This window comes from Pseudolabrys taiwanensis (genome assembly GCF_003367395.1).
GTDB lineage: Bacteria > Pseudomonadota > Alphaproteobacteria > Rhizobiales > Xanthobacteraceae > Pseudolabrys > Pseudolabrys taiwanensis.
Genome location: NZ_CP031417.1, coordinates 72,445 through 94,098, shown reverse-complemented (window position 1 = coordinate 94,098; position 21,654 = coordinate 72,445). Strand labels below are relative to the sequence as shown.

The 21,654-nt window shown below is 65.6% G+C and carries 23 protein-coding genes; 8 read left to right on the top strand and 15 right to left on the bottom strand.

Annotated features, from left to right (window positions below; translation table 11 throughout):
- Positions 1-596: 596 nt before the first annotated feature.
- From DW352_RS00405 to DW352_RS00395, 3 genes are all read left to right on the top strand, one after another.
- A complete protein-coding gene (locus DW352_RS00405; RefSeq protein ID WP_115687480.1) occupies positions 597-830 on the top strand; it encodes a tautomerase family protein in 234 nt (77 codons plus the stop codon).
- A gap of 264 nt (positions 831-1,094) precedes the next feature.
- On the top strand, positions 1,095-1,298 hold the full coding sequence (locus tag DW352_RS00400) for a cold-shock protein (protein ID WP_115687478.1): 204 nt from the start codon (positions 1,095-1,097) through the stop codon (positions 1,296-1,298).
- A gap of 84 nt (positions 1,299-1,382) precedes the next feature.
- Positions 1,383-1,577, top strand: a complete 195-nt coding sequence (locus tag DW352_RS00395; protein WP_115687476.1) for a hypothetical protein — start codon at positions 1,383-1,385, stop codon at positions 1,575-1,577.
- Between the two features lie 27 nt (positions 1,578-1,604).
- On the opposite strand, the gene DW352_RS00390 is transcribed toward DW352_RS00395, so the two are convergent.
- Entirely contained in the window at positions 1,605-1,946 is a 342-nt protein-coding gene (locus DW352_RS00390; RefSeq protein WP_162826679.1) for a hypothetical protein, read from the bottom strand.
- 232 nt (positions 1,947-2,178) lie between these two features.
- On the opposite strand from DW352_RS00390, the gene DW352_RS00385 reads away from it, so the two are divergent.
- Entirely contained in the window at positions 2,179-2,433 is a 255-nt protein-coding gene (locus DW352_RS00385; RefSeq protein WP_115687472.1) for a GlsB/YeaQ/YmgE family stress response membrane protein, read from the top strand.
- Positions 2,434-2,518: 85 nt separating this feature from the next.
- Here DW352_RS00385 and DW352_RS00380 read toward each other — a convergent pair whose 3' ends face one another.
- The 3 genes from DW352_RS00380 to DW352_RS00375 form a co-directional block, all read right to left on the bottom strand.
- On the bottom strand, positions 2,519-3,802 hold the full coding sequence (locus DW352_RS00380) for a DNA-packaging protein (protein WP_245434267.1): 1,284 nt from the start codon (positions 3,800-3,802) through the stop codon (positions 2,519-2,521).
- Positions 3,756-4,505 carry a hypothetical protein gene (locus DW352_RS27240; protein ID WP_245434266.1) on the bottom strand — a complete coding sequence of 250 codons (750 nt, stop codon included), beginning with the start codon at positions 4,503-4,505 and terminating at the stop codon, positions 3,756-3,758. The genes DW352_RS00380 and DW352_RS27240 overlap by 47 nt, the downstream gene beginning before the upstream one ends.
- Before the next feature lie 173 nt (positions 4,506-4,678).
- Positions 4,679-5,416, bottom strand: a complete 738-nt coding sequence (locus DW352_RS00375) for a carbonic anhydrase (protein WP_115694165.1) — start codon at positions 5,414-5,416, stop codon at positions 4,679-4,681.
- A gap of 291 nt (positions 5,417-5,707) precedes the next feature.
- Between DW352_RS00375 and DW352_RS00370 the strand changes: the two genes are divergently transcribed.
- On the top strand, positions 5,708-5,968 hold the full coding sequence (locus DW352_RS00370; RefSeq protein WP_162826678.1) for a PilZ domain-containing protein: 261 nt from the start codon (positions 5,708-5,710) through the stop codon (positions 5,966-5,968).
- Between the two features lie 6 nt (positions 5,969-5,974).
- Here DW352_RS00370 and DW352_RS00365 read toward each other — a convergent pair whose 3' ends face one another.
- Positions 5,975-6,211 carry a DUF3551 domain-containing protein gene (locus DW352_RS00365; protein ID WP_115687466.1) on the bottom strand — a complete coding sequence of 79 codons (237 nt, stop codon included), beginning with the start codon at positions 6,209-6,211 and terminating at the stop codon, positions 5,975-5,977.
- A 144-nt stretch (positions 6,212-6,355) separates the two neighbouring features.
- On the opposite strand from DW352_RS00365, the gene arsC reads away from it, so the two are divergent.
- Positions 6,356-6,778, top strand: coding sequence for an arsenate reductase (glutaredoxin) (arsC, locus tag DW352_RS00360; RefSeq protein WP_115687464.1), 423 nt, complete (start codon positions 6,356-6,358; stop codon positions 6,776-6,778).
- 24 nt (positions 6,779-6,802) lie between these two features.
- Complete coding sequence (gene panD, locus DW352_RS00355; RefSeq protein ID WP_115687462.1) at positions 6,803-7,186, top strand: aspartate 1-decarboxylase; 384 nt, start codon at positions 6,803-6,805, stop codon at positions 7,184-7,186.
- 609 nt (positions 7,187-7,795) lie between these two features.
- On the opposite strand, the gene DW352_RS00350 is transcribed toward panD, so the two are convergent.
- The 10 genes from DW352_RS00350 to DW352_RS00305 all read right to left on the bottom strand — a co-directional run bounded on the left by DW352_RS00350 (position 7,796) and on the right by DW352_RS00305 (position 20,606).
- Positions 7,796-8,917 (bottom strand): ABC transporter permease, encoded by a 1,122-nt coding sequence (locus DW352_RS00350; protein ID WP_115687460.1) that lies wholly within the window; start codon positions 8,915-8,917, stop codon positions 7,796-7,798.
- Between the two features lie 3 nt (positions 8,918-8,920).
- Positions 8,921-11,755: a ribosome-associated ATPase/putative transporter RbbA gene (gene rbbA / locus DW352_RS00345; protein ID WP_115687458.1), complete on the bottom strand. Its 2,835-nt coding sequence runs from the start codon at positions 11,753-11,755 to the stop codon at positions 8,921-8,923.
- Positions 11,752-12,825 (bottom strand): HlyD family secretion protein, encoded by a 1,074-nt coding sequence (locus DW352_RS00340; RefSeq protein ID WP_115687456.1) that lies wholly within the window; start codon positions 12,823-12,825, stop codon positions 11,752-11,754. Before DW352_RS00340 ends, rbbA begins: the two co-directional genes overlap by 4 nt.
- 135 nt (positions 12,826-12,960) lie before the next feature.
- Positions 12,961-13,629, bottom strand: coding sequence for an outer membrane protein (locus DW352_RS00335; RefSeq protein WP_115687454.1), 669 nt, complete (start codon positions 13,627-13,629; stop codon positions 12,961-12,963).
- Positions 13,630-13,853: 224 nt separating this feature from the next.
- Positions 13,854-14,585 (bottom strand): Crp/Fnr family transcriptional regulator, encoded by a 732-nt coding sequence (locus DW352_RS00330; protein ID WP_115687452.1) that lies wholly within the window; start codon positions 14,583-14,585, stop codon positions 13,854-13,856.
- A gap of 96 nt (positions 14,586-14,681) precedes the next feature.
- Complete coding sequence (locus DW352_RS00325) at positions 14,682-16,361, bottom strand: Na/Pi cotransporter family protein (protein WP_115687450.1); 1,680 nt, start codon at positions 16,359-16,361, stop codon at positions 14,682-14,684.
- 135 nt (positions 16,362-16,496) lie between these two features.
- On the bottom strand, positions 16,497-17,633 hold the full coding sequence (locus DW352_RS00320) for a M28 family peptidase (protein ID WP_115687448.1): 1,137 nt from the start codon (positions 17,631-17,633) through the stop codon (positions 16,497-16,499).
- Between the two features lie 3 nt (positions 17,634-17,636).
- Positions 17,637-18,611, bottom strand: a complete 975-nt coding sequence (locus DW352_RS00315; protein WP_245434265.1) for a Bug family tripartite tricarboxylate transporter substrate binding protein — start codon at positions 18,609-18,611, stop codon at positions 17,637-17,639.
- Between the two features lie 126 nt (positions 18,612-18,737).
- Entirely contained in the window at positions 18,738-19,706 is a 969-nt protein-coding gene (locus DW352_RS00310) for a Bug family tripartite tricarboxylate transporter substrate binding protein (protein ID WP_115687446.1), read from the bottom strand.
- Positions 19,707-19,736: 30 nt separating this feature from the next.
- Positions 19,737-20,606 carry an isocitrate lyase/PEP mutase family protein gene (locus tag DW352_RS00305; protein ID WP_115687444.1) on the bottom strand — a complete coding sequence of 290 codons (870 nt, stop codon included), beginning with the start codon at positions 20,604-20,606 and terminating at the stop codon, positions 19,737-19,739.
- Between the two features lie 91 nt (positions 20,607-20,697).
- Here DW352_RS00305 and DW352_RS00300 point away from each other — a divergent pair, with 91 nt between their 5' ends.
- The gene (locus DW352_RS00300; RefSeq protein WP_162826677.1) at positions 20,698-21,588 is read left to right on the top strand and encodes a LysR family transcriptional regulator; all 891 of its coding nucleotides are present in this window, start codon (positions 20,698-20,700) and stop codon (positions 21,586-21,588) included.
- Positions 21,589-21,654: the final 66 nt, after the last annotated feature.

The window sequence follows — 21,654 nt, the reverse complement described above, 5'->3', positions numbered from 1 at the left end:
GAGCACCGCGATCCGGCTCCCGTCAGCGGTAACACTGTATTCGGAGCCGAACGGAGTACCCGCTGAGCGGTAAAATCGTATTCGCGCCGCCATCGCCCGCATTCGCGCCCGCGAATACTTGCGATCAGCAGCACAACTACTTTGCGCCAATAATGATAACGCGCGGTTAAGCCTAATATTCTCTGAATACCGCTACGGCGCAGACCTGGCGCACCGGCGGATAGCCGCAGCGAGACACGCCACCCGGCGCGATGGCCGCGAAGAGGGACGCAGCAGCGTCTGCCGTATCGCAACGCATTTCCGTTGGGCGCGACCGCCGCATCGTCCGCCATGCACGCAGGACAGGACACCGGCCGCAGCGCGTTTATGACGACCGATCGCAACACGCCTCGCACACGGGCCATCGTCGGCGTCGATAACGCCTGCGTGCCGGATAACAGCGCCCCCCTGCGCGTCGGCTTTGAAAGCCGCCGAAGCGAAACCATCGTGGTTGCCCGCGGCCGGCGATGCTATGGCTCACACGAGTCTTCACCGCGGACGGCAGGTGCCGCTGCGCCTTCAGGCGACGAAATTCAAGCAGCAGGAAAGGAACCTCGATGCCCCACATCATCGTGAAAATGCATGCCGGCAAGCCGGAAGCGGACAAAGCAAAGCTTGCAGACGAGCTCGCCAAGACCTTGATGGCGGTGCTGGGTTCGCCTGAGAAAGCCGTGTCCGTCGCCATCGAAGATTACGCGCCGGCCGATTGGGCCGAGGCCGTGTACAAGCCCGACATCGTCGACAAGAGCGGCACGCTTTACAAAAAGCCGGGCTACAATCCGTTCGCCTGAACGGAGGCGCCGCGCGAAAAGTACCGCACCAGCGGCGCTTCTCGCCGCGAGTTCCATGCCCGAATCTCGTTACATTGACCTTTCCCGCAAAAGAGCGTATGAAGGGCGCGTTGAAACGAGCTTTTTTGGCATTGTCTTGCCGCCGCCCAGCGGGCCGCGAACCAAGCCACCTCTCAAAAAATCTTATCAGTTTCGATCGCCGAGGCGGGAATTCGCTCCGGCGCGGACAAGCTTAACTCGATCACTCTCAAGGATATCGCCATCATGGCAACAGGTACCGTGAAGTTCTTCAATACGCAAAAGGGCTTCGGCTTCATTACCCCGAGCGACGGCTCGCGCGACGTGTTCGTGCACATCAGCGCTGTCGAGCGCGCCGGCATGAGCACCCTCAACGAAGGCCAGCGCGTCTCTTATGACGTCGTCACCGAGCGTGGCAAGCAGGCGGCCGGCAATCTGCAGAACGCCTAAGCGTTCGCACATACCCCCCTTAGAGAACGCCCGGCCGCTCAAGCCGGGCGTTTGCATTTTTGAACGGCCACTACGGAGAAGAAGATGATGCACAAGTTTCCGGTCGGCGCGAGCGTCTACTTTGAAAGCGGCATCGCCAGCGGAGCCGCCCGCGGCCTCTACAAGATCATGCGGCATCTGCCGGTCGAACGCGACGACAGGCGCATGTATCGCATCAAGAGCGCGGCCGAGACCTTCGAACGCACGGCCGAAGAATCGCAGTTGGCGCGGGAGAGCTGACGGAGCGGCTCGTACCGATCCGCGCTATCAGAGCTTATCCTTCGGAAGTCCTTGCGCGTCCCTGGCCATCTCGAGACAGCTCAACAGTTCGATGTAGCTTTGCGTGCCGGGAATATCGCTGACCATCTGCGTGCAGCGCCGCCGGCTTTCGGCCGAATATTGCGACCATTGTTGCGTCAACGTCGTGCGGGCGTCCTGCTCGTCGGCCAGACACGCCTTCTCGCCGCCGCCCCCCGGATAGGCCTCCGCGCCGGCGCGGCACGTCGCACCCACATCGAGCTTGGGCACGTCGTCCGCAAACGCGGGCGAAGCGGTCAGCAGCACGACGGCGAGGAGCGCCGTCTGCGTCAGCCAATCAATGCGCGTCATGTTCAACCCGATCATGTGTTGCGGCACCGGACATGCCTGCAATTTCTATCGGGTGCGGCGGTGCGTCCGTTGACCTGGGTCAAACCGGCGTTGCCAAAGCGGCCCGGCGCGATGTGGACCGCGCCGCTTTGCGGCTAGCCCGGCGCCGCCGACTCGCCCTACACTTTTTGCCGTGAGCGTCTCGGCAAAGGCCGGCCGCCGGGTGCCGGCATGCAAGGCGGAGGATGCTTCAATGACTCTCGTCGACATCATCATCTGGCTCATCATCGGCGGCGTCGCGGGCTGGCTCGCCGGCCTCATCGTCAAAGGCTTCGGTTTCGGGATCCTCGGTAACATCGTGGTCGGCATCGTCGGCGCCATCATCGCCGGCTGGCTGTTGCCGCGCCTCGGCATCCTGATCGGCGGCGGCGTCATCGCCGCCATCATCAATGCCGTGATCGGCGCCGTGATCCTGCTTTTGATCATCGGCTTGATCAGGCGCGCTTAGGACATCACGAAGCGGCGATCGCGATCGTGTCGTCCCCGCGAAGGCGGGGGACGACAGCGGGTCGTCGCCGATTTCGGCCCGTGCCTCACAAGAACGTAATGCGCGGGCCCTGAGAGCGGCGCGACGTCAGCGCCGTCACCGCCCAGACCAGGGCATCGAGGCGGTCCGGCGAATGCCCGTCCGACAGGCCGTCGAGGCCGAAGTCGCACATCTGGTCTTCGAGCGCGCGCATCGGCGCGCCGACATGGCGCACCCTGCCCTGCGTGTAGAGCGTGGCCACCGGCTCGGCGCGCGTGAACTTGGCGCGTGTCGCGCGCACCTGCCGCACCGGCACGGTGTAATCGATCTGCCGGAACACCTGCGCCACCATATCGCCGCCCATGTTCACCTCGGCAATGATGGCGTCGGCCTCGAGCCGCCGATAGAGCGCGATCGCCTTGTTCGCCCAGGCGGCGGGCGACAGCCGTCCCTCGCTCTCGTCGGCGAGCACATAGACGATATCGTTCTCGGCGATGCCGGCGGCGACGATGCCGCAGATATCGGCGCCCTCCCGCGCCGAAGCCGGCGGATCGACCCCGACAACGACACGGCGCAAAGGCGGCGCCTCGGCAACGCGCGCGCGCTCGATCGTCGCGCGCGTCCACAGCCCGTCGGTGCGCTCCTCGACCACCTCGCCGTCTATTTCCTGGCGGCCGAGCTGCGTGCCCTCGTAGCGGCCGATCACGGCGTCGAAGAAGGCCGATGCGAGATGCGCGCGGTTGGCGTGGGTCGACGCGTGCGTGACCGCGGTGCGCGGATCGTCGATGAGCCGCTTGATCAGCGCGATCGGCCGCGGCGTCGTGGTGACGAGCTGGCGCGGTCTCTGGCCAAGGCGAAGCCCGAACTGCAGCATGTCGAACACCGCATCCGGATCCCGCCATTTGGCGAGCTCGTCGCACCAGGCCGCGTCGAACTGCGGCCCGCGCAGCTGGTCGGGATCTTCCGCCGAAAAGGCGTAAGCGATCGTGCCGTTGGACCACTCCAGGCGTTTACGCGAGGATGTGTATTGGGGCCGCTCGCTGGTCGGTGAGGTGTGTATCAGTCCGGCCGGACCGTCGATCATCACCTCGCGCACATCGTGCTCAGTCTCGCCGATGAGCGCGATATGATGGGCGCGTGCCTCGGTATAAGGCGGCCGGCCCATGGCCAGAGCGCGCACCCACTCGGCGCCGAGACGGGTCTTGCCCGCGCCCCGGCCGCCAAGCACCAGCCAAGTCGTCCACGCGTCACCGTCGTTGCCGTAAGCCCGAGGCTCCTGATGGCGGTGGGCAAGCGTGAGGAAGTCACGGTTGAACCGAGTGAGCTCGGGCCCGTTCCAGGTCTTCAGCAAGCTCCTCGTCTGTGTGGCTTTCCATAAACGCCTCAATACGACGCGCAAGTTCGTCACGGAATGCGTCAAGATCGGTGGGGACGTCGTCGTAATCGGCATGCGGTGTGTTCTCGATGTGGCCAGCGCGCAGGCGCTGCAACCGGTGAAGCGTCGTGGTGAGCGAGGAAAGTGTGCGCGCCGTGCGCTCGGCTTCGATAGCCGCCTCCGGCAGATGCTTGAGCCGCGCGCGCAAACCTTCGTAAACGTCGATCTCGGTATCGACAGCGCGCATCAGCCGCTCGATCTTACGTGTCAGTTCGTCGGGTAGCGTGGCTTCGCCCACAACGGGCGTCGCCGCGCCGTCGGTCGATGCCGGCAACGCGGCAACGTTACTGGCGGGGGGCGGTGCGGCAGCCTGACTAGCCTCCAGCGCCTCCGCCTCGAGCGCGAGCCGCTCGGCGGCCGACAAGTCTCGCGGCGGCGCTTTGTAGACGACCCAGTTCTGCTCGCGCGCGAGCCGCTGGATGACCGACTTGCTGACACCGCAATCGTGGCCGATGACCTCCGCGCCGTCGGCGCTGTGCTCGTACCGCTGGCGGATGCTTTCCATCATGCGTGGCGTGAAATCGATTTTGCGGGACTGACGGCCCGGTGCGCGCTTTGCGCCGCGACGCTTTGGGGCGCGCGCGGCCGCGCCCGCGCCCCTGGCGGGACGTTTCGCCATGGCGGTCTCCATCGGTTTGAGGAAATAAAAAAGCCCGCGGCCACGCCTCAGGCGCAGCTCACGAGCTTGGCGCAACGCTAGCGAACCAGCGTCACGATCGTCAAGGATTATTTTCTATGAGAGGCGCAAAGCCCCACGGCGCCCCCGCGGGTCCGCGAGGGCGCGACGGTGCGTCACAGCAGCGAGACGCGGCCGTTGTTGAGGTCGTAATGCGCGGCCACGACCTTGAGCTTGTTCTCCTTGATGAGGCCGGCGAGCACGGGCGAGGCCTGCGCCAGGATACGCGCCTGGTTCTTGGCGTTGGCCCTGATCGCGGCTTCGAGATCGGGTCCGGCCTGATCGACCGCGGGGCGGATCGGCGCATAGAGCGCGCTGATCTGGCCCGGCACCGGCTTGCCGTCGATGGTGGCTTTGACCGCGCCGCAATTGCCGTGGCCGAGCACCATGATCACCTTGGTGCCGAGTACGAGCGCGCCGTATTCGAGGCTCGCCGTGATTTCCGGCGTGGTGATGTTGCCGGCGACGCGCGTGACGAACAGATGGCCGATCGATTGGTCGAAGGCGATCTCCACCGGCACGCGCGAGTCGGCGCAGGACAGCACGGCCGCGAACGGCTCCTGCTTCTCGGCCGTGTTCTGCTTCAGCAGCGACAGATCTTCGTCGAAGGCGGTCATCTTGCGCTCGGTGAAGCGGCGGTTGCCGTCCATCAGCGCCTGCAACGCGGCGTCGGGCGTCATCGTCGACTGCGCCGAAGCCGCACGCGGGGTCGCGAGATTGAGTCCGGCGCCGGCGACCACCGCTGCCGTGCTCACCGCCGCGCCGGAGAGAAAGCCACGGCGCGAGAGGCCTTCTTCCGAACAAGCGGCGCAGCCGCACGCGGCGGCATCAAATGTACTTAAACGTTTCGACACGACGGTCACTCCTTGCAATGCCCGGCACCTGAGGCGGCGCCACTGACGCGCGAAGGCTAGCACCGCCAGGACAATCCGTGATGACGGCGACGGACTATGGTAAGGAACTGCGATTTCCGAAGCGCCAAAATGTAGAAGCTAACGGCTAAAATACGCCGCGAGCTTTAGGCATGCACGAGCCTCGGCGTCATGTCGAAAGATGGATTAAAAATAACGAGACTGCATTAAGCGGTTTTGAAAGTCCGATCCGTATTCGTTGCGCACTTCGCCGCCGGCAGGACGCCAGGACCCGTGTTCAAGGATCGCCGCAAAACCCAACGCCGCGTCATCAACCGCGTGGCACAGTATCAATGCGGTCTCGGCTCGCTGCCACGCACCTGCATGGTTATCGACATCTCCGACGGCGGCGCGCGGCTATATGCCGAGACCGAGCTGCCGGATACCTTCACACTGGCAGTGACCGGCGACGGCATCGACACGCGGCGCGAATGCCGCGTCGTGTGGCGGCTCGGCGGCGAATACGGCGTCGCCTTCACCGGCCAGCCGCGCTAGCGCAGCTCAACGTATAACGGGACGCGGCCGCGGCAGATGCCAGTTCGGATTCTCCAGGCAGGCGCCATCGCCGCTGCCGACGGTGGCGGCGCAGGCGGCGAGCGTCGGATAGCGGCAATCCCATTGCACGTTGCCGATCCCCGGATTGTTGACGGTGCACCAGCGTCCCTCGCCCTGCGCGGTCGCGGCCATGGCCTGCGGCGCAATGAGGGCGAAGGCAGCCAAGACGAAGGCTAGACGCATCTCACCTATCCTGTTGCGGGCCCGTCGGCGCGCTGCCGGAACTTCCGGCAGCTCTTCCAAACAGCGCCGCGTGCCCCGCGCGTTCGGCAATTGTGATCGTCACGCGCGGCTGCTACGAGGCGGCCCGGAAAGGGACATGGGGCCATGAGCATCGTCATCTACCACAATCCAGGCTGCGGCACATCGCGCAACGTGCTGGCGATCATCGAAGCGGCTGGGGAAAAGCCGACCGTCATCGAATACCTGGCGACCGGCTGGACCAAACCGCAACTGCTTGGCCTCTTCGCCGCCGCCGGACTGACGCCGCGACAAGCGCTGCGCGAGACGAAATCCCCGGCGGCCGAGCTCGGCCTGCTGGCGGAAGGCGTGTCGGACGAGACGCTGCTCGACGCCATGGTCGAACACCCGATCCTGGTGAACCGGCCGATCGTCTGCACGCCCAAGGGCGTGCGTCTCTGCCGCCCGAGCGAAAGGGTGCTCGATCTCCTCGACACGCTGCCGCCGGGCCCGCTGGCGAAGGAAGACGGCACGCCGCTCATCGACGCCGAAGGCCGGCGCGTCGCCTGACGCCGATACGGGGACCGCGAGGCCATGAACCGCCGCATGTTCAAGAGCAAGCTGCACCGGGGCACGGTGACGCAAGCCGACCTGCACTACGAAGGCAGCTTCTCGATCGACAAGGATCTCATGGACGCCGCCGACATCGTCGCTTACGAGGAAGTGCATGTCTGGAACGTCACCAACGGCGAGCGGCTGACGACGTATGCCATCGAGGCGCCGGCCGGCAGCGGCGTGCTCTGCGCCAACGGCGCCGCCGCGCACCTCATCAATGTCGGCGACCTCGTCATCATCGCCACCTTCACGACATTGGACACCGTGCCGAAGGACTACGCCCCGGTGGTGGTGCGTCTCGACGCACAGAACCGCATCGCCGGCACCGCGCCGGAACGGCCGGGGCCGCTGCCGCCGCTGTGAATGATGGCGCGGCATCGCCCGCCGCGTGCACGGCTTCTCTTCACCTCCCCTGGAGGGGGAGGGTCGACCGCCGAGCGCAGCGAAGGCGGTCGGGGTGGGGTGAATGTCGAATACGCAAGAGTCACCCCACCCCGCTCGCTTCGCTCGCGACCCTCCCCCTCGAGGGGAGGGTGAAGCGCGCAAGTGGCAACGCCGTGCGCGACCCACATTCCGCTGTCGTCCCCGCGCAAGCGGGGACCCATACGCCGTATCTCCGCACGGTCATTGCCGGGCTTGACCCGGCAATCCATGACGCCGTGCAACGAGCAATTCGGCACGTACGGCTCTCATCCTTGGAGAAGCATCATGGATGCCCGGGTCAAGCCCGGGCATGACGCCGTGTGTATGGCATCGTCGCGGCGTACAATTCCTGGACCTCGCGCGAATGCGCTCGCCCGGGACGACAGAAGTAGCGCGTAGGGTGGGCAAAGGCGCGCCACCAGCGCGGTTACGCGCGTCTTCGACGCGCTATAGCGCGCCGTGCCCACCGCAGACGAATTCACACGCTGGCGAATCCGCTGGTGGGCTCGGCGGCTACGCCGCCTTAGCCCACCCTACGCGTTGCCGCGCTCACCCCTGCTCCATGATGGCCTTGCGGAAGCGCACGAGCGCGACGCTGAACAGCACCGTGCCGATCACGAACAACGCCAGGAATTGCGGCCAGACCACGTCGAAGCCGGCGCCGCGGAACAGGATCGCCTGCGCCAGCATGATGAAATGCGTCGTCGGCGCCGCCAGCATGATGTCCTGCACGAATTGCGGCATGCTTTCGCGCGGTGTCGCGCCGCCGGACAGCATCTCTAGCGGCACGATGACGATGATGGTCAGCAGTGCGAACTGCGGCATCGAGCGCGCCGTGGTGGCAAGCACGATGCCGAGCGACGTCGTGGCGTAGAGCGTGACCACCGCGCCGGCCAGTGCGAGAGCGAGCGAGCCCTGCAGCGGGACGTGAAGAATGCCCTGCACCACCAGGGTCAGCGCGCCGATCCAAGCGAGCGCCACCACCAGCGCCATCGACCAGATCTTGCTCACCATGATCTCGAACGGCGTCACCGGCATGACCAGCAGGTGCTCGATGGTGCCGTGCTCGCGTTCGCGGATCAGCGCCGCACCGGTGAGGATGATCGACAGCAGCGTCACCTGGTTGATGACCTCGACCACCGCGCCGAACCACGACTCGTTCAGGGTGGGATTTGAGCGCATGCGCAGCGCGAGATCGACCGGCAGGACACTCGGCACGCGATGGTGCATGAGGAACGCCACGACTTCGGTGAGCGCGATGTTCTGGATATAGCCGGCGCCGGTGAAGGCCTGGCTGACGCGCGTCGCGTCGACGTTGAGCTGAAGGCTGGGTGCGCGGCCGGCGACCACGTCGCGCTCGAAGTTCGGCGGAATGTCGAGCGCGAAGGTAAACGAGCCGTCGTCAAGCCCGGCATCCATCTCCGCCATCGACACCAGCTTGGGCGGATTGAAGTAGGGCGGATAGAACGCGGACACGATGCGGTTCGACAATGCCGACCCGTCCTCGTCGACAATAGCGATCGACGCCTTGTTGAGCGTCTCGGGGATGGCCGTCGCCGCCGTATAGACCGCACCTGTGAAGGCCCAGACGATCAGGACCAGCATCACCCGGTCGCGTGCGAGGCTGCGCAGTTCCTTGCCCCCGAGATTGAAGATGTTGGCGAGCCGCATCGTTCAGCCCTCCTGCTTCTTGAGCAGGGCCGCGCACAGCGCGATCAGCACCGGTACGGCGATGAGCAACGGAAGGAAGGACGACTGCAGGTCGGCAAAGTCCAGCGCCTTGGCGAAGGTGCCGCGCGTGATGGTGAGGAAGTGCGTGGTCGGATAGACCGCGCCGATCACCGCACCGAATCCCTGCAGCGCAGAGACCGGCGTGATGAAGCCGGAGAACTGCGAAGCCGGAATCAAGGTGACGATGGCGGTGCCGAACACTGCGGCGACCTGGCTGTTTATGAAGGACGACATCACGAGCCCCATCGCTGTCGCGCAGATCACATAGAGGAAGGCGCCGGCAGCGAGCGTGAGGAAGCTGCCCTTCAACGGCACGCCGAAGAGGGTGACCGCCATCGAGGTGAGCAACAGGAAGTTGAGCAGGGCAAGAACGATGTAGGGTATCTGCTTGCCGAGCAGGAATTCCAGGCGGGTGGTCGGCGTCACATAGAGATTGACGATCGAGCCGAGCTCCTTCTCCCGCACAACGCTGAGCGCCGTCAGCATCGCCGGAATCAGGAGCAGCAGCACCGGAATGACCGCCGGCACCATGGCGACGAGGCTCTTGACGTCCGGGTTGTAGCGGTAGCGCACGGCGATATCGATCGGACTGGTGGCGATGCCGGACTTCGCCAGCCATTGCATGTGCATGGCCTGGATATAGCCTTGGATGGTCTCCGCGCGCATCGGCATGGAGCCGTCGACCCACGCGCCGATCTCGACATGCGCGCCGCGCGCAATGTCGCGGCCGAAGTTCGGCGGGATCTCGATGGCGAGCGTCAGATCGCCGGATCGCATGCGGCGGTCGAGATCGTCGTAATCGGTGATGGGCGCGCGCTCGGTGAAATAGCGCGAGCCGGCCATGTTGGTGATGTAGTCGACGCTTTTGGTGGTCTGGTCGCGGTCGAGCACCGCGAAGGTCAGGTTCTCCACGTCGAGCGTGATGCCGTAGGCCATCACGCACATCAGGATGAGCGTACCGACGAGCGCGAGCGTGGCGCGGATCGGATCGCGCATGAGTTCGAGCGCCTCGCGGCGGCTGTAGCTGAGCATCCGCCGCAGATTGATGAAGTGCGGGCGTGCGCGCGCCGCCGGTGGCGGTGCCGGTGCCGCAACCTCTGCCTTCTCCCCTCCCCCTCGCTCTGACTGTTCCCTCCCCCCGTTCTCTGCCTTCTGCCCTCCCCCTTGTGGGGAGGGGGCGGGGGTAGAGGTCGTTGCACCCTCCACCATCTCTTCGCCGCCATCGCGCTTCTTGCCGGCCGCGGCGTCCTCGAGATAGCCGATGAAAGCCTCTTCGAGGTTCTGCGCCTTGCGCTTCTCGATGAGCGCGGCCGGCGTATCGCTGACCAGCACGCGGCCGGCATCCATCAGCGAGATGCGGTCGCAGCGCTCGGCCTCGTTCATGAAGTGCGTGGAGATGAAGATGGTGACGCCGTCGCGGCGCGACAGCGTGATCAGCGTCTGCCAGAAGGCGTCGCGCGCCACCGGATCGACGCCCGAGGTGGGCTCGTCGAGGATCAGCAGCGACGGCGCGTGCACCATGGCGACCGCGAGCGACAGGCGCTGGCGCTGGCCGAGCGGCAGATTGCCCGGCAAGACGTCCATGATGCCGCCGAGTTCGAAGCGCTCGGCCGCCTTGGCGATCTGCGATTGGATCTTGTCGGGCGGCAACTGGAACAGGCGGGCATGCAGCTCGAGGTTCTGCCGCACCGTCAGCTCCGAATAGAGCGAGAAGCCCTGCGACATGTAGCCGACGCGGCGGCGCGTCGTCAGGTCGTTCGGATCGAGCGGCTGACCGTAGAGCCGCGCCGTGCCCGCGCTGGGCGGCAGCAGGCCAGTGATCATCTTCATCGTCGTCGTCTTGCCGCAGCCGTTCGAGCCGAGGAAGCCGAAAATCTCCCCCTCCTCAATCCTAAAGCTGACGTCGTCGACGGCGACGAAATCGCCGAAGCGCATGGTCAGATGCTCGGCTTCGATGGCGACCGTCGCGTGGTCCGGCGGACGCGGCACGATCTCGACGGGCGTGTGATGACGGCGGCGCTCTTCCGGCAGCAGCGCGATGAAGGCGGCTTCGAGCGTCGTCGCGTTGGTGCGCGTCAGAAGGTCCTGTACCGTACCGGTCGCGAGCACCCGGCCGCCATCCATCGCGACCAGCCAGTCGAAGCGCGCGGCCTCCTCCATATAGGCCGTTGCCACGACGACGCTCATGCCCGGCCGCGTGGCGCGAATGCGGTTGATCAGATCCCAGAACTGACGCCGCGACAACGGATCGATACCGGTCGTCGGCTCGTCGAGAATGAGAAGATCGGGGTCGTGAACGAGCGCACAGCACAGGCCGAGCTTCTGCTTCATGCCGCCGGAAAGCTTGCCCGCCGGGCGATCGAGGAAAGGCCTGAGCCCGGTGCTGCGTGTGAGCGCATCGATACGGCGCCGGCGTTCGGGGCGGGCCTGACCGAACAGGCTGGCGAAGAAATCGATGTTCTCGGCGACGGACAAAGTCGGATAGAGATTCTTGCCGAGACCTTGCGGCATGTAGGCGATACGCGGGCAGACCTCGCGGCGATGGCTGCTCGACGCCATATCGCCGCCCAGCACCTCGATCTCGCCGTTCTGGCGGGCACGCGCGCCCGCGATCAGCGCCAGGAGGCTCGATTTGCCGACACCGTCCGGGCCGATCAAACCGACCATGCCGCCGGCGGGAATATCGAGACTGACGTTGTCCAGCGCCTGCACCTTGCCGTAGCGCAGGCTTACCTCGGTCAGGCGCGCAACCGGTTTCGCGGTGGCCTTCCCGTTCATTGCTTCGGCAGCCTGACCTGCAGATTGGCGGGCCATGGCGCGTTCGGATCGAGTTGCACGTAAGCGACGCCGGGCACGCCGGTCTTGACGAAGCGGCTGTACTGCTTGAGCAGTTCCGGCGCGATCTTCGCTTTGATGCGGAACATCAGCTTCTGCCGTTCTTCCGCCGTCTCGACCGTCTTCGGCGTGAACTGGGCGACGTCGGCGACATAAGTGACACGCGCCGGCACGACATAAGCCGGGATGGCGTCGAACACGAGATGCGTCTCGGCGCCGATGCCGACGCGGCCGGCCTGCGACGTCGGCAGAAAGAAGGTCATGAACACGTCGCCGAGATCGACCATGTTCAACACCTTGCCGCCCGCGCCGAGCACCTCGCCCGGCTGCACGACACGGTATTGGATGCGGCCGTCGCGCGGCGCGACCAGAGTCGAGTCATCGATATCAGCCTGGATGCGCTCGATCGTGGCTTGAGCGGCGTCGACCGCGGCCTGCGCCGTGACGACCTGCGACTCCGCCGCGCTGATGGCGGAGTCGCTTGCCGCGACTTGCGCCCGCGCCGCGAGGACCGCGGCCTTGGCGCCCTCGTAGCGCGCGCGGTCGTTGTCCAGGTTCTCGATCGAGCCGGAGCCGGACTTGGCAAGCTGATCGGAGCGGGTAAAGCGCTTCTGCGCGGAATCGAGTTCGGCCTCGCGCTGCGCGACCACCGCGACCGCCGCCTCCTTCTCCGCCTTGCGTTGCACGACCTGCGCTTTGGCGGTGTCGATGCCTATCTGGGCGCGTTTGTGCTGTGCTTCGGCCTCGCGCTTCTGCGCTTCGAGGACCTGCGTATCCATCTTCACGAGGACTTGGCCAGCGGTGACGAGATCGCCCTCGTCCACCATGATCTGCTTCACGCGACCGGCAATCTTGGTGGCGATATCGATCTCAATCGCCTCGATACGACCGTTGGCCTTGGCGAATCCGTCAGGCAGCAGCGTCGGTCGTAACCACAACCAAGCCAGGACGCCGGCGCCGGCGAGGACAACGACGATCAGGCCCCTGACGAGCCAAATGCGGAACCCAGTCATTTGCGAAACGTCCTGCTGCCGGCCGGTCTTTAGTCTCCTCGACTTGATAAGCCCAAGGGGGCGGTAAGTTTTGACCTAAAACAAAAACCCCGGGGGCGAGCCCGGGGTTTGCGTAGAGCGTCGCGATTGCGGCGATCAGAAGCGATAGTTCACGCCGGCGCGGACGAGGTTCGTCTTGAAGCTGACATTGTCGCTGCCGACGCCGAAGCTCGAGCCGGCATCGAACTTGCCGAGGTCGACATAGAGATACTCGGCCTTGACGCTCCAGTTGGCCCACATCGCGTATTCGAGACCGCCGCCGGCGGTCCAGCCAATCTGGGTCTTGGAGGCCGAAGCGCCGTTGGGCGCGGTCGCCTTAATGTCGCCGAAAGCGGCGCCGCCGGTGATGAACGGCAGGAAGTTGTTCCAGCCAGCGTAGCCGATGCGTGCCCGCGCCGTACCGATCCACGAGTCCTTGGTCTCATAGGAACCGCCAGGACCATCGGCCGAGCCCTTCATGCCCGAATAGTCGATATCGCCTTCGAGGCCCCACAGCCAGAGACCGGTCTGAAGGTTGTAGCCGATGGTGGCGCCGCCGACGAAGCCCTTCGGGCTCGGGCTCACCGCCGGCAGATCCCAATTGGATTTGCCGAAGCCGTAACCGGCGTTGAGACCGATATAGAAGCCGGTCCAGTTGGCATAAGCCGGCGCAACATAGGCCGGCGCTTTGTACGGGCCGCGTGAAAGATCGGCCGCCTGCGCTGCGAGTGGCACAAAGAAAATAGCGGCAGCGGCGAGGCCGATGCGGCTCACTGTGGTCGTCATGTGAATTGCCCCTTACCCTTACCTGATCCAAGCGGGGTGATCAGCGATCCCCCGGTGCCGAGAAGCGGCTTGCACGAACCACTGACGAACGCGCCAACACCGCATCCGCAGGTAATGCGTACGGGCGGTAACTATGCACGTACCGAGTTAAAGGCCGGTTAACCTTAATGGTGCGTTTGCGCCGCAGGACATGCCTCGCGACAGCTGTCGCCGGCGCGACGCGCCTACATGCGCAACGGCCGCTTCAGGTGGAGATACGCTGGATCGAATTCGCCGAGCTCGCAAAGCTGCTGCCAGTTCAAGACGTGCAGCTTGTGTCCGACCCAATCCACCGCCTTGGTCCGCCGCAATTGCTGCACCATGCGGTTGACGGTGACGACGGAGATTCCGAGTGCCTCGCCCAACTGCGTCTGACTGAGCGGCAGACGGCATACGCCTTGCCGCTCCTGCTTGCCGGCGCGCGCGCGGTAATAGCACTCGCAGAGAAAATGCGCGATGCGGGCACGCGGATCGCGGGCGCTGTTGTTGGTGATCGCCTCACGGAAGATCGCGGCATCGATCAAGGTCTCACGCCACAATGCGGATGCAAAATCCGGCACCTTGTCGATCTGCTCATGCAACTGCGCGTGCGGCACAAGCGCTACCTGCGCCTCGTCGATCGCGCACACCGCATGATCCATCTTCTCGACGAACAACGCCTGCAGGTCCGGTAGGTCTCCGGCGATGTGGAACGACAGATACTGCCGGCGGCCGTTCGACAACGTGTGATACCGCGACAGCATGCCTTCGAGCACGACCACCGACACCGAAGGCTTGTCCCCTTGCCGAACGATATCCTCGCGCGGCGCAAGCGCGCGCACTTGCGGCGTCAGCCTGCCCAAGGCCGTGACGACCGTGTCCGTGACGGAGGAATGCTCGCCGAGCTTGCGAGCGATGATATCGACGACGTGCTGCATAGTGACCGGCAAAATAGTCGGTGCGGCGAAACATGACTGCTTCCGAACAACTGATCGAAAGCGCAAAGGTTCAAGAAATGTGAGAAAAATCCCGGCTCAAGAAGGCCGCGGCACGGCCGGCGCGAATCCCGGCAGGTGCCCCTCGGCCGCGGTCGATACGCCGGCAGCGGCAAGGACGGGATAAGCCACCGACGAGACGTGCGAATGGATGCGCTTCAAGTCGCGCAGCACGTCGAGATGCAACGAGGTGGTCTCCAACGTCTCGGGCCGCCCCTGGCGCAAACGCTCCAGGTGCCGTTCGGCGGCCGCGATCTCCGCGCCGCGCAGCTCGGCCTTCTCCGCGACCAGCTTGCGCGCCTGCTCGACATCGCCGGACATGAAGATGCCGAAGGCGATGCGCAGGCTCTCCAGAATGCGCCGATGGAAATCGATCAGCTCGGCCGCGCCCTCTCCCGAGAATTGCAGGCCGCGCTTGATCTTCTTGGCCGCGAGTTCGTTGAGGTTGCGATCGACGATGTCGCCGATGTGCTCGAGATTGATGGCGAAGGACACGATCTCCATCGCCCGTTGCGCCTCGCTGTCGTCGAGGTTTTTGCGGGTGAGCCGCGTGACGTAGAGCTTGATCGCGTTGTCAAGCCGGTCGACCGCATCGTCCATGCGCGAGACCTCCGTCACCAGCGCGCGGTCGTTGTTCATCAAAGCATCCATGACCTTGCGCAGCATGGTCTCGACCAGATCGCCCATGCGCAAGGTCTCGCGCGCCGCATCCGCGAGCGCGAGCGACGGCGTCTCGACTGCCCCGTCGTCAAGATAGCGCGGCGCGCCGGCGTCCGCCGCCGTCTGCCGTTCCGGCAAGAGCCGCGTGAGCATCGCCGCGATCGGACCGAGCAGACCGATGAAAGCCAGCGCCATCACGACGTTGAAGCCGGCGTGGAACGCCGCCGTCATCTTCGCCATGTCCGGCACGACGACCTGCAACTCCGCCGCCAAAGGCTGCGTGAACGGCAGCAGCACGACGACGCCGACGAGGCGATTGAGGAAGTTGCCGAGCGGCAGCCGATAGCTAGCCGGATCGCCACGCCGGCCGCCCTCGACCAGCGGATTGATGGCGCTGCCGAGATTGGCGCCGAGCACCAGCGCGAGCGCGGCCGCCGGCGTGACGAACTGCGCGTAAGCCAGCGACATGATCAGCAGCACGGTGGCAACGCTCGAATGCGCCGCCCAGGTGAGCGCGGCCGCGGTCAGCACGCAGAGCACCGGATCGTCGGTGATGGCCTTGAGCAAAACACGCGCGGCCGGCGCGCTCTCGGCCGGAGCCAAGGTGTCGAGCAGGATATGCAGCGCCAGCAGCATCAGGCCGAGGCCGATGGCGATGCGGCCGACATCCTTGAGCTTGGAGCGGCCGCCGCTGCGAAAGGCGACGAGGCCGAGCACGAACAGCACCGGCGCCACGGCAGCGACGTTGAACGACAGCAGTTGCACGATCAGCGTCGTGCCGACATTGGCGCCGAGCATGATGGCGAGCGCCGGCACGAGCGCGACCATGCCCTCGGCAGCGAAGGAGGCCGTCATCAGCCCGGTCGCCGTCGAGCTCTGCAACAGCGCGGTAAGCGCCAAGCCGGCGCCGAACGACGTGAAGCGGTTGCGGAACGCTTTTGCCAACAGGCGTCTGAGATCCGGCCCGAACGCGCGCAAAATGCCGCTCTGGACCATATGCAGGCCCCAGAGCAGCAGCGCGACGCCACCCATAAGATCGAGCAAAACCATCGTGCCCATGCCGTCTCCTCACAGGGCAATCGATGGGCATGAGTGTAGTTCCATCGTGGGCGGAACGCCATCTCCCCGCGGGCGCCAGGCCTTAGCCGGAGCGCTCGTGCCGCCCTGGCAGGGAAGAAGCGTCCAGCCGGCCGGTCATACCCTCGCCAGTGACGCCGCGATCGCCGCGAAAACGCGGCCGAAGCGCGCGATGACATCCGCGTCGATCACGCTGGGGCCGCGATCGGCCGTGTTGTGAAACAAGGCATTGTTGCCGATGAGCGACATGTAACGCCCGCCGCCGCGATGGACGTTCTCGGCCTCTCCGCGCGGCGTAAGTCCGCGCGGACGGCGGTTGTCGATGGCGAGCCCCGCTTTGGTCATGGCCTCGGCGAGCATCGCCTCCATCTCATCGTCGGAGGCCTGCACATTATTGCCGGGCCCCTGCGCCGCGCCGATGTTGGCGCCGAGATGAATCCAGGCCTTCGCCGCCGGGACGATGCCTGGGCGGCGCTCGATGAAATTGTCGATGCCGAGGTGCCCAAGCTCGTGCCCGCTCGATGCGACGAACACCACGTTCCTGGCGGGCTCGGCGTCTCGCATCGCGCGCATGATCTCCAGCCAGCAGGCGATCCCACCGCCCCGCTCGCTCGCGCATCCCCACCAGCCGCTGCGCGGCGTCATCACGACCACAGGCGCCGCGTCCCTGTCGATGCCGGAAACCGTCGCCACAACGTTGACCGCCTCGGCTGGCGTTCGCTCGACATGCGCCGTGAGCACGGCCTCCGCGCCTGCGACCGCGCAAGCGGTTAGGAAAGAGGCTTCCTCGCTCGCGACCTGCAACACCGGCGGACCGAAGGGGGAGCGGAAGCTGTCGGCATTGCTCGGGCACAAGCCAGGACGCGCCGCATGGGTGACGCCGACGATGGCCCGATGGTGATTGCGCCGGCGCGCCTCACCCATGGCGCCTTCTTCCGCCGCGTTTGGCGGCAGCTCGGCGAGGCCGATAGCCGCATCGCTATCGACCGGCCCGAGCCGGCCGCTGACGCCCTTCGATCCGGTGAAGCCGCCGTCGAATAACGGCAGTCCCTCGATCGTGCGGCCCTTCACCGCGAGCGAGGCGCGGACGGGATCGACGCGGCTCAGCGAGAAGGCCTCGAGCGCCGGTTCCAGCCCAATCTTGCGCACCTCCTCCGCGAGCCACTCCGCCGATTGCCGGTCGACCGCCGTTCCCGTGCGATGGAAGCCTTGCTCCGCATAGGCGCCAATGAGTTCGGCAATGCGTTGCTGCACGCGTCACTCCACCTTGATATTGGCGGCGCGGATGACCTTGCCCCACTTGTCGGTTTCCTCGCGAATGAGCTTGCCGAAGTCATCGGATGAACCGGGCAACACCGTGCCGCCGAGATCGGCGAAGCGCGCTTTGATCTTAGGGTCGGCGAGCGCGGCGTTGATGCTGCTGTTCAGCTTCTCGACGATCGTCGCCGGCGTGCCTTTCGGCGCCACGAGGCCGATCCACTGGCTGGCTTCGAAGCCCGGAATGAACTCGTTCATCGTCGGCACATCCGGCAACACCTCCGCGCGCGTGGTCGTCGTCACCGCCAAGGCGCGCAGCTGACCCGACTTGATGTGGCCGAGCGAGGTGGCGAGTTCGGTGAAAGCGACGTGGATCTGGCCGCCGATGAGGTCGGCAACAGCCGGCGCCGCGCCACGATACGGCACGTGGATGAGATTGGTGCCGGTCATCTGCTTGAAGTATTCGCCGACGACATGCGCCGGTGAACCATTGCCGCCGGAACCCATCGCGACCTTGCCGGGGTTGGCTTTGGCATAAGCGATGAACTCGGGAACCGTTTTCACCGGCAGCGATGGCGTCACCTGCATGAGCTGCGGCACGCGCACGATGCTGGCGATGGGCACCGTATCGCGGATGAAATTGAAGTTGAGATTCGGAAACAGGGTCGCGTTGATCGCCGCATTGCTGCCGGCGATGAGCAGCGTGTAGCCGTCGGCCGACGCGCGGATGACCGCTTCGGTGCCGACATTGGTGGCGGCCCCGGGGCGGTTCTCGACGACGAACTGCTGGCCGAGATGTTCCGAAAGCCACTGCCCGACGATGCGCGCGGTGACGTCGTTGGCGCCGCCGGCGGCGACGGGAACAATGACGCGCACGGGACGCGCCGGATAGGCTTGCGCCCAGGCTGTTTGCGCCGCCGGAATCGCGGCGGCGCCGATCGACCAATGCAGGAAATCGCGGCGGTGAAACGTCACGGGCACCTCCCTTGCCGCCACATTGTTCCGGGCGGCTTGGTCAAAGCCTAACCGCCCGGTGGCAATGAGAGAAGAAGGAAGTGTCGGTGCTTCGCGCCGCCCCGCTGCGGGCGGAGCGCTATGGCCCTATTGCTCGCCCATCTTCGCCTTCACGGCGATGGCGCCCAGGCGCTTGCGCTCGGTGTCGATGAAGGCGGCGAAGTCGGCGACGGAACCGGCGGCCGGCTCGATGCCGCTCGGCGAGAGCTTGTCGATCGCTTCTTGGGTCTTCATGCCGGCCTGGATAGCCGCGTTCATCTTGTCGATGATCGGCTGCGGCGTGCCGCGCGGCGCAAGCAAGCCCGCCCAATGACCGATCTCGATCGACGGATAACCCTGCTCCGCCGTGGTCGGCAGCGAGGGATAAGCGCTGATGCGCTTCTTGTAGGTGGTCGCGATCGGCTTCAGGAGACCGGCCTGGATCTGCGGCAGCACGACGATGCTGGCTTCCGACGTCGCCGACGCGGTGTTAGACAGAACCGCGTTGACGCCGTCATTGCCGCTGCGGAACGGCACGATGGTCATGGCGATGCCGGTCGCGTCCTTCACCATCTCGGCGACGAAATGCGGCGTTGAGCCGGAGCCGGCGGTCGCCCAGGTCACGCCTTTCTCGCCCTGCGCCTTCGCCCAGGCGACGAACTCCTTCATGTTCGAGGCCGGCACGCTCGGATGCACGACGATGGTCGACGGCGCGACCGCGATCATGCCGACCGGGACCAGTTCCTCGTCCTTGTAGGAGAGGTTCTTGATCAGCATGCTGTTGGTGATGACGCCGGCGGCGCCGATCAGGAACGTGTAGCCGTCCGGCGCGGCTTTGGCGACGGCGGCGGTGCCGACCACCGCGCCGGCGCCCGGGCGGTTCTCGATCACGATCGTCTGGCCGAGCTGCTTGCGAACCGCCTCGGCGGCGACGCGCGCGATGAGATCGTTGGCGCCGCCGGGTCCGAACGGCACCACCCAACGGATCGGCCGCTCCGGCCATTCGGCGCGCGCCGCCGGCACAGTGGCGGCACAGACCAGCATCGATGCGGCAACAAGCAGAGTCCTGCGTAACATGAGTAGATCCTCCCGGATGGATTTTTGAGTTTATTGGGTCGCGTAGCGTTTGGAGAGCGTGTCGAAGTGTGGTTTGCCGACGAGCCGCTGGCGCTCGGCGAAGGTCGCGGTGAGGCCGAGCGCTTCGTCGACGGCGCCGCGCTCGCGCAACGCCCCGAGCGCCGCCTGCATGCCCTTGATCGCGCCCTGCAGGGCGACATTGGCATAGAGCACGAGATGAAAGCCCATCTCGCCGGCCATTTTGGCGTCGGTGATCGGCGTCTTGCCGCCGATGACCATGTTCAAGATGTGCGGCGTCGGCAGCCGTTGCGGAATGCGGCGCAGCTCGTCCGCGCTTTTCGGCGCTTCGACGAACAGGATGTCGGCGCCGGCTTCGATGTATTTGTGGCCGCGCTCGATCGCCGCCTCGAAGCCTTCCGCCGAACGCGCGTCCGTGCGTGCGACGATCAGCACGCCGTCGCGCCGCGCGTCGACCGCCGCCTTGATCTTGCCGACCATCTCCGTGGCGGGGATCACCTCCTGCCCGTCGAAATGACCGCAACGCTTCGGCATCACCTGATCTTCGATCTGGATCGCGCTGGCGCCGGCGCGCTCGAGCGTCACCACCGTGCGGCCGACATTGAGCGCGTTGCCGAAGCCGGTGTCGGCGTCGACGACGAGCGGCAGGTCGGTGATGCCGCGGATCGCCATCGTGTGCTCGGCGAGCTGCGTCAGATCCATGAACGCATAGTCCGGCAGACCGAGATGCATGTTGGTCAAGCCGGCGCCGGTCAGATACAGCGCTTCGAAGCCGAGATCGGCGATGATGCGCGCCGACAGCGCATTGGCGGCGCCGGGCATGAGGATGCCGCGTTTGGCGGCGACGAGCTTACGCAGGGTATCGATGTGGTCTTGGGCCATGGCGTTCCGACTTTGCTGCGCAAGCATGACCCCAGCGACAGATCACATCCAATATATTGTTTTTATGTTTTTGATATTTTATGAATATCAAATGGAACTCAGGCACCTGCGTTATTTCCGTGTCGCCGCCGAGGAAATGCACATCCATCGTGCCGCCGCCCGGTTGGGCATCGCCCAGCCACCGCTGACGCAGCAGATCAAGGCGCTGGAGGCCGAACTCGGCGTGAAGCTGTTCGCCCGCGCCGGGCGTGGCGTCGTGCTCACCGAGGCCGGTCGCGCCTTCCTCGCCGAAACGACTTCGATCCTCGATCATGTGGAGCGCGCGACTTTGCTCGTGCGTCAGGTCGCTGGCGGCAATGTCGGGCGCCTGCGCGTCGGCTTTACCGAGTCGGCCTCCTTCAGTCCGGTGCTGACGAAGACCTTCGCCGCCTTCCGCGTGCAGTGGCCGAACGTCGAACTCGAGCTCGAGGAAGCGCACACCGAAATCCAGGTGGAGCGGCTGCGCAACGGGCAACTGGATGCCGGCTTCATTCGTCCGCCCGTTCCCGTCGGCAGCCCAATCGAGTACGAGACGCTGGCGAGCGACGCGATGATGGTGGCCGTGCCGCTCGGCCACCCCCTCGCCGGCAGGAAGTCGACGAGAATTAAGGCGCTGGCCCGCGAGAGCTTCATCGGCTATGCGCGGCGCCAGGGCACCGGCCTCTCCGATGCCGTGGTCGCCGCCTGCCGCCACGCCGGATTCGAGCCGCGCATCGTACAGCAGGCGCCGCAACTTTCTTCGACCATCAATCTGGTGGCGGCCTCGGTCGGCATCGCCATCGTGCCCGCGCGCATGCGGCATGTGCGGCCGGAAAGCGTCGCCTTCGTCAAACTCACCGATGTCGATATAAGCGCACAGCTCGGCATTGCTTACGTGCAGTCCGAGCGCTCGAATGCCCTGCGCAATCTCGTCGATACCGCGCTATCGTTTCGCGCGGGGTGAGATGATCCGGCTCGTCGCTTGTAGTCCGGATGAGCGTAGCGAAATCCGGGATGAGACTTCCAAGAT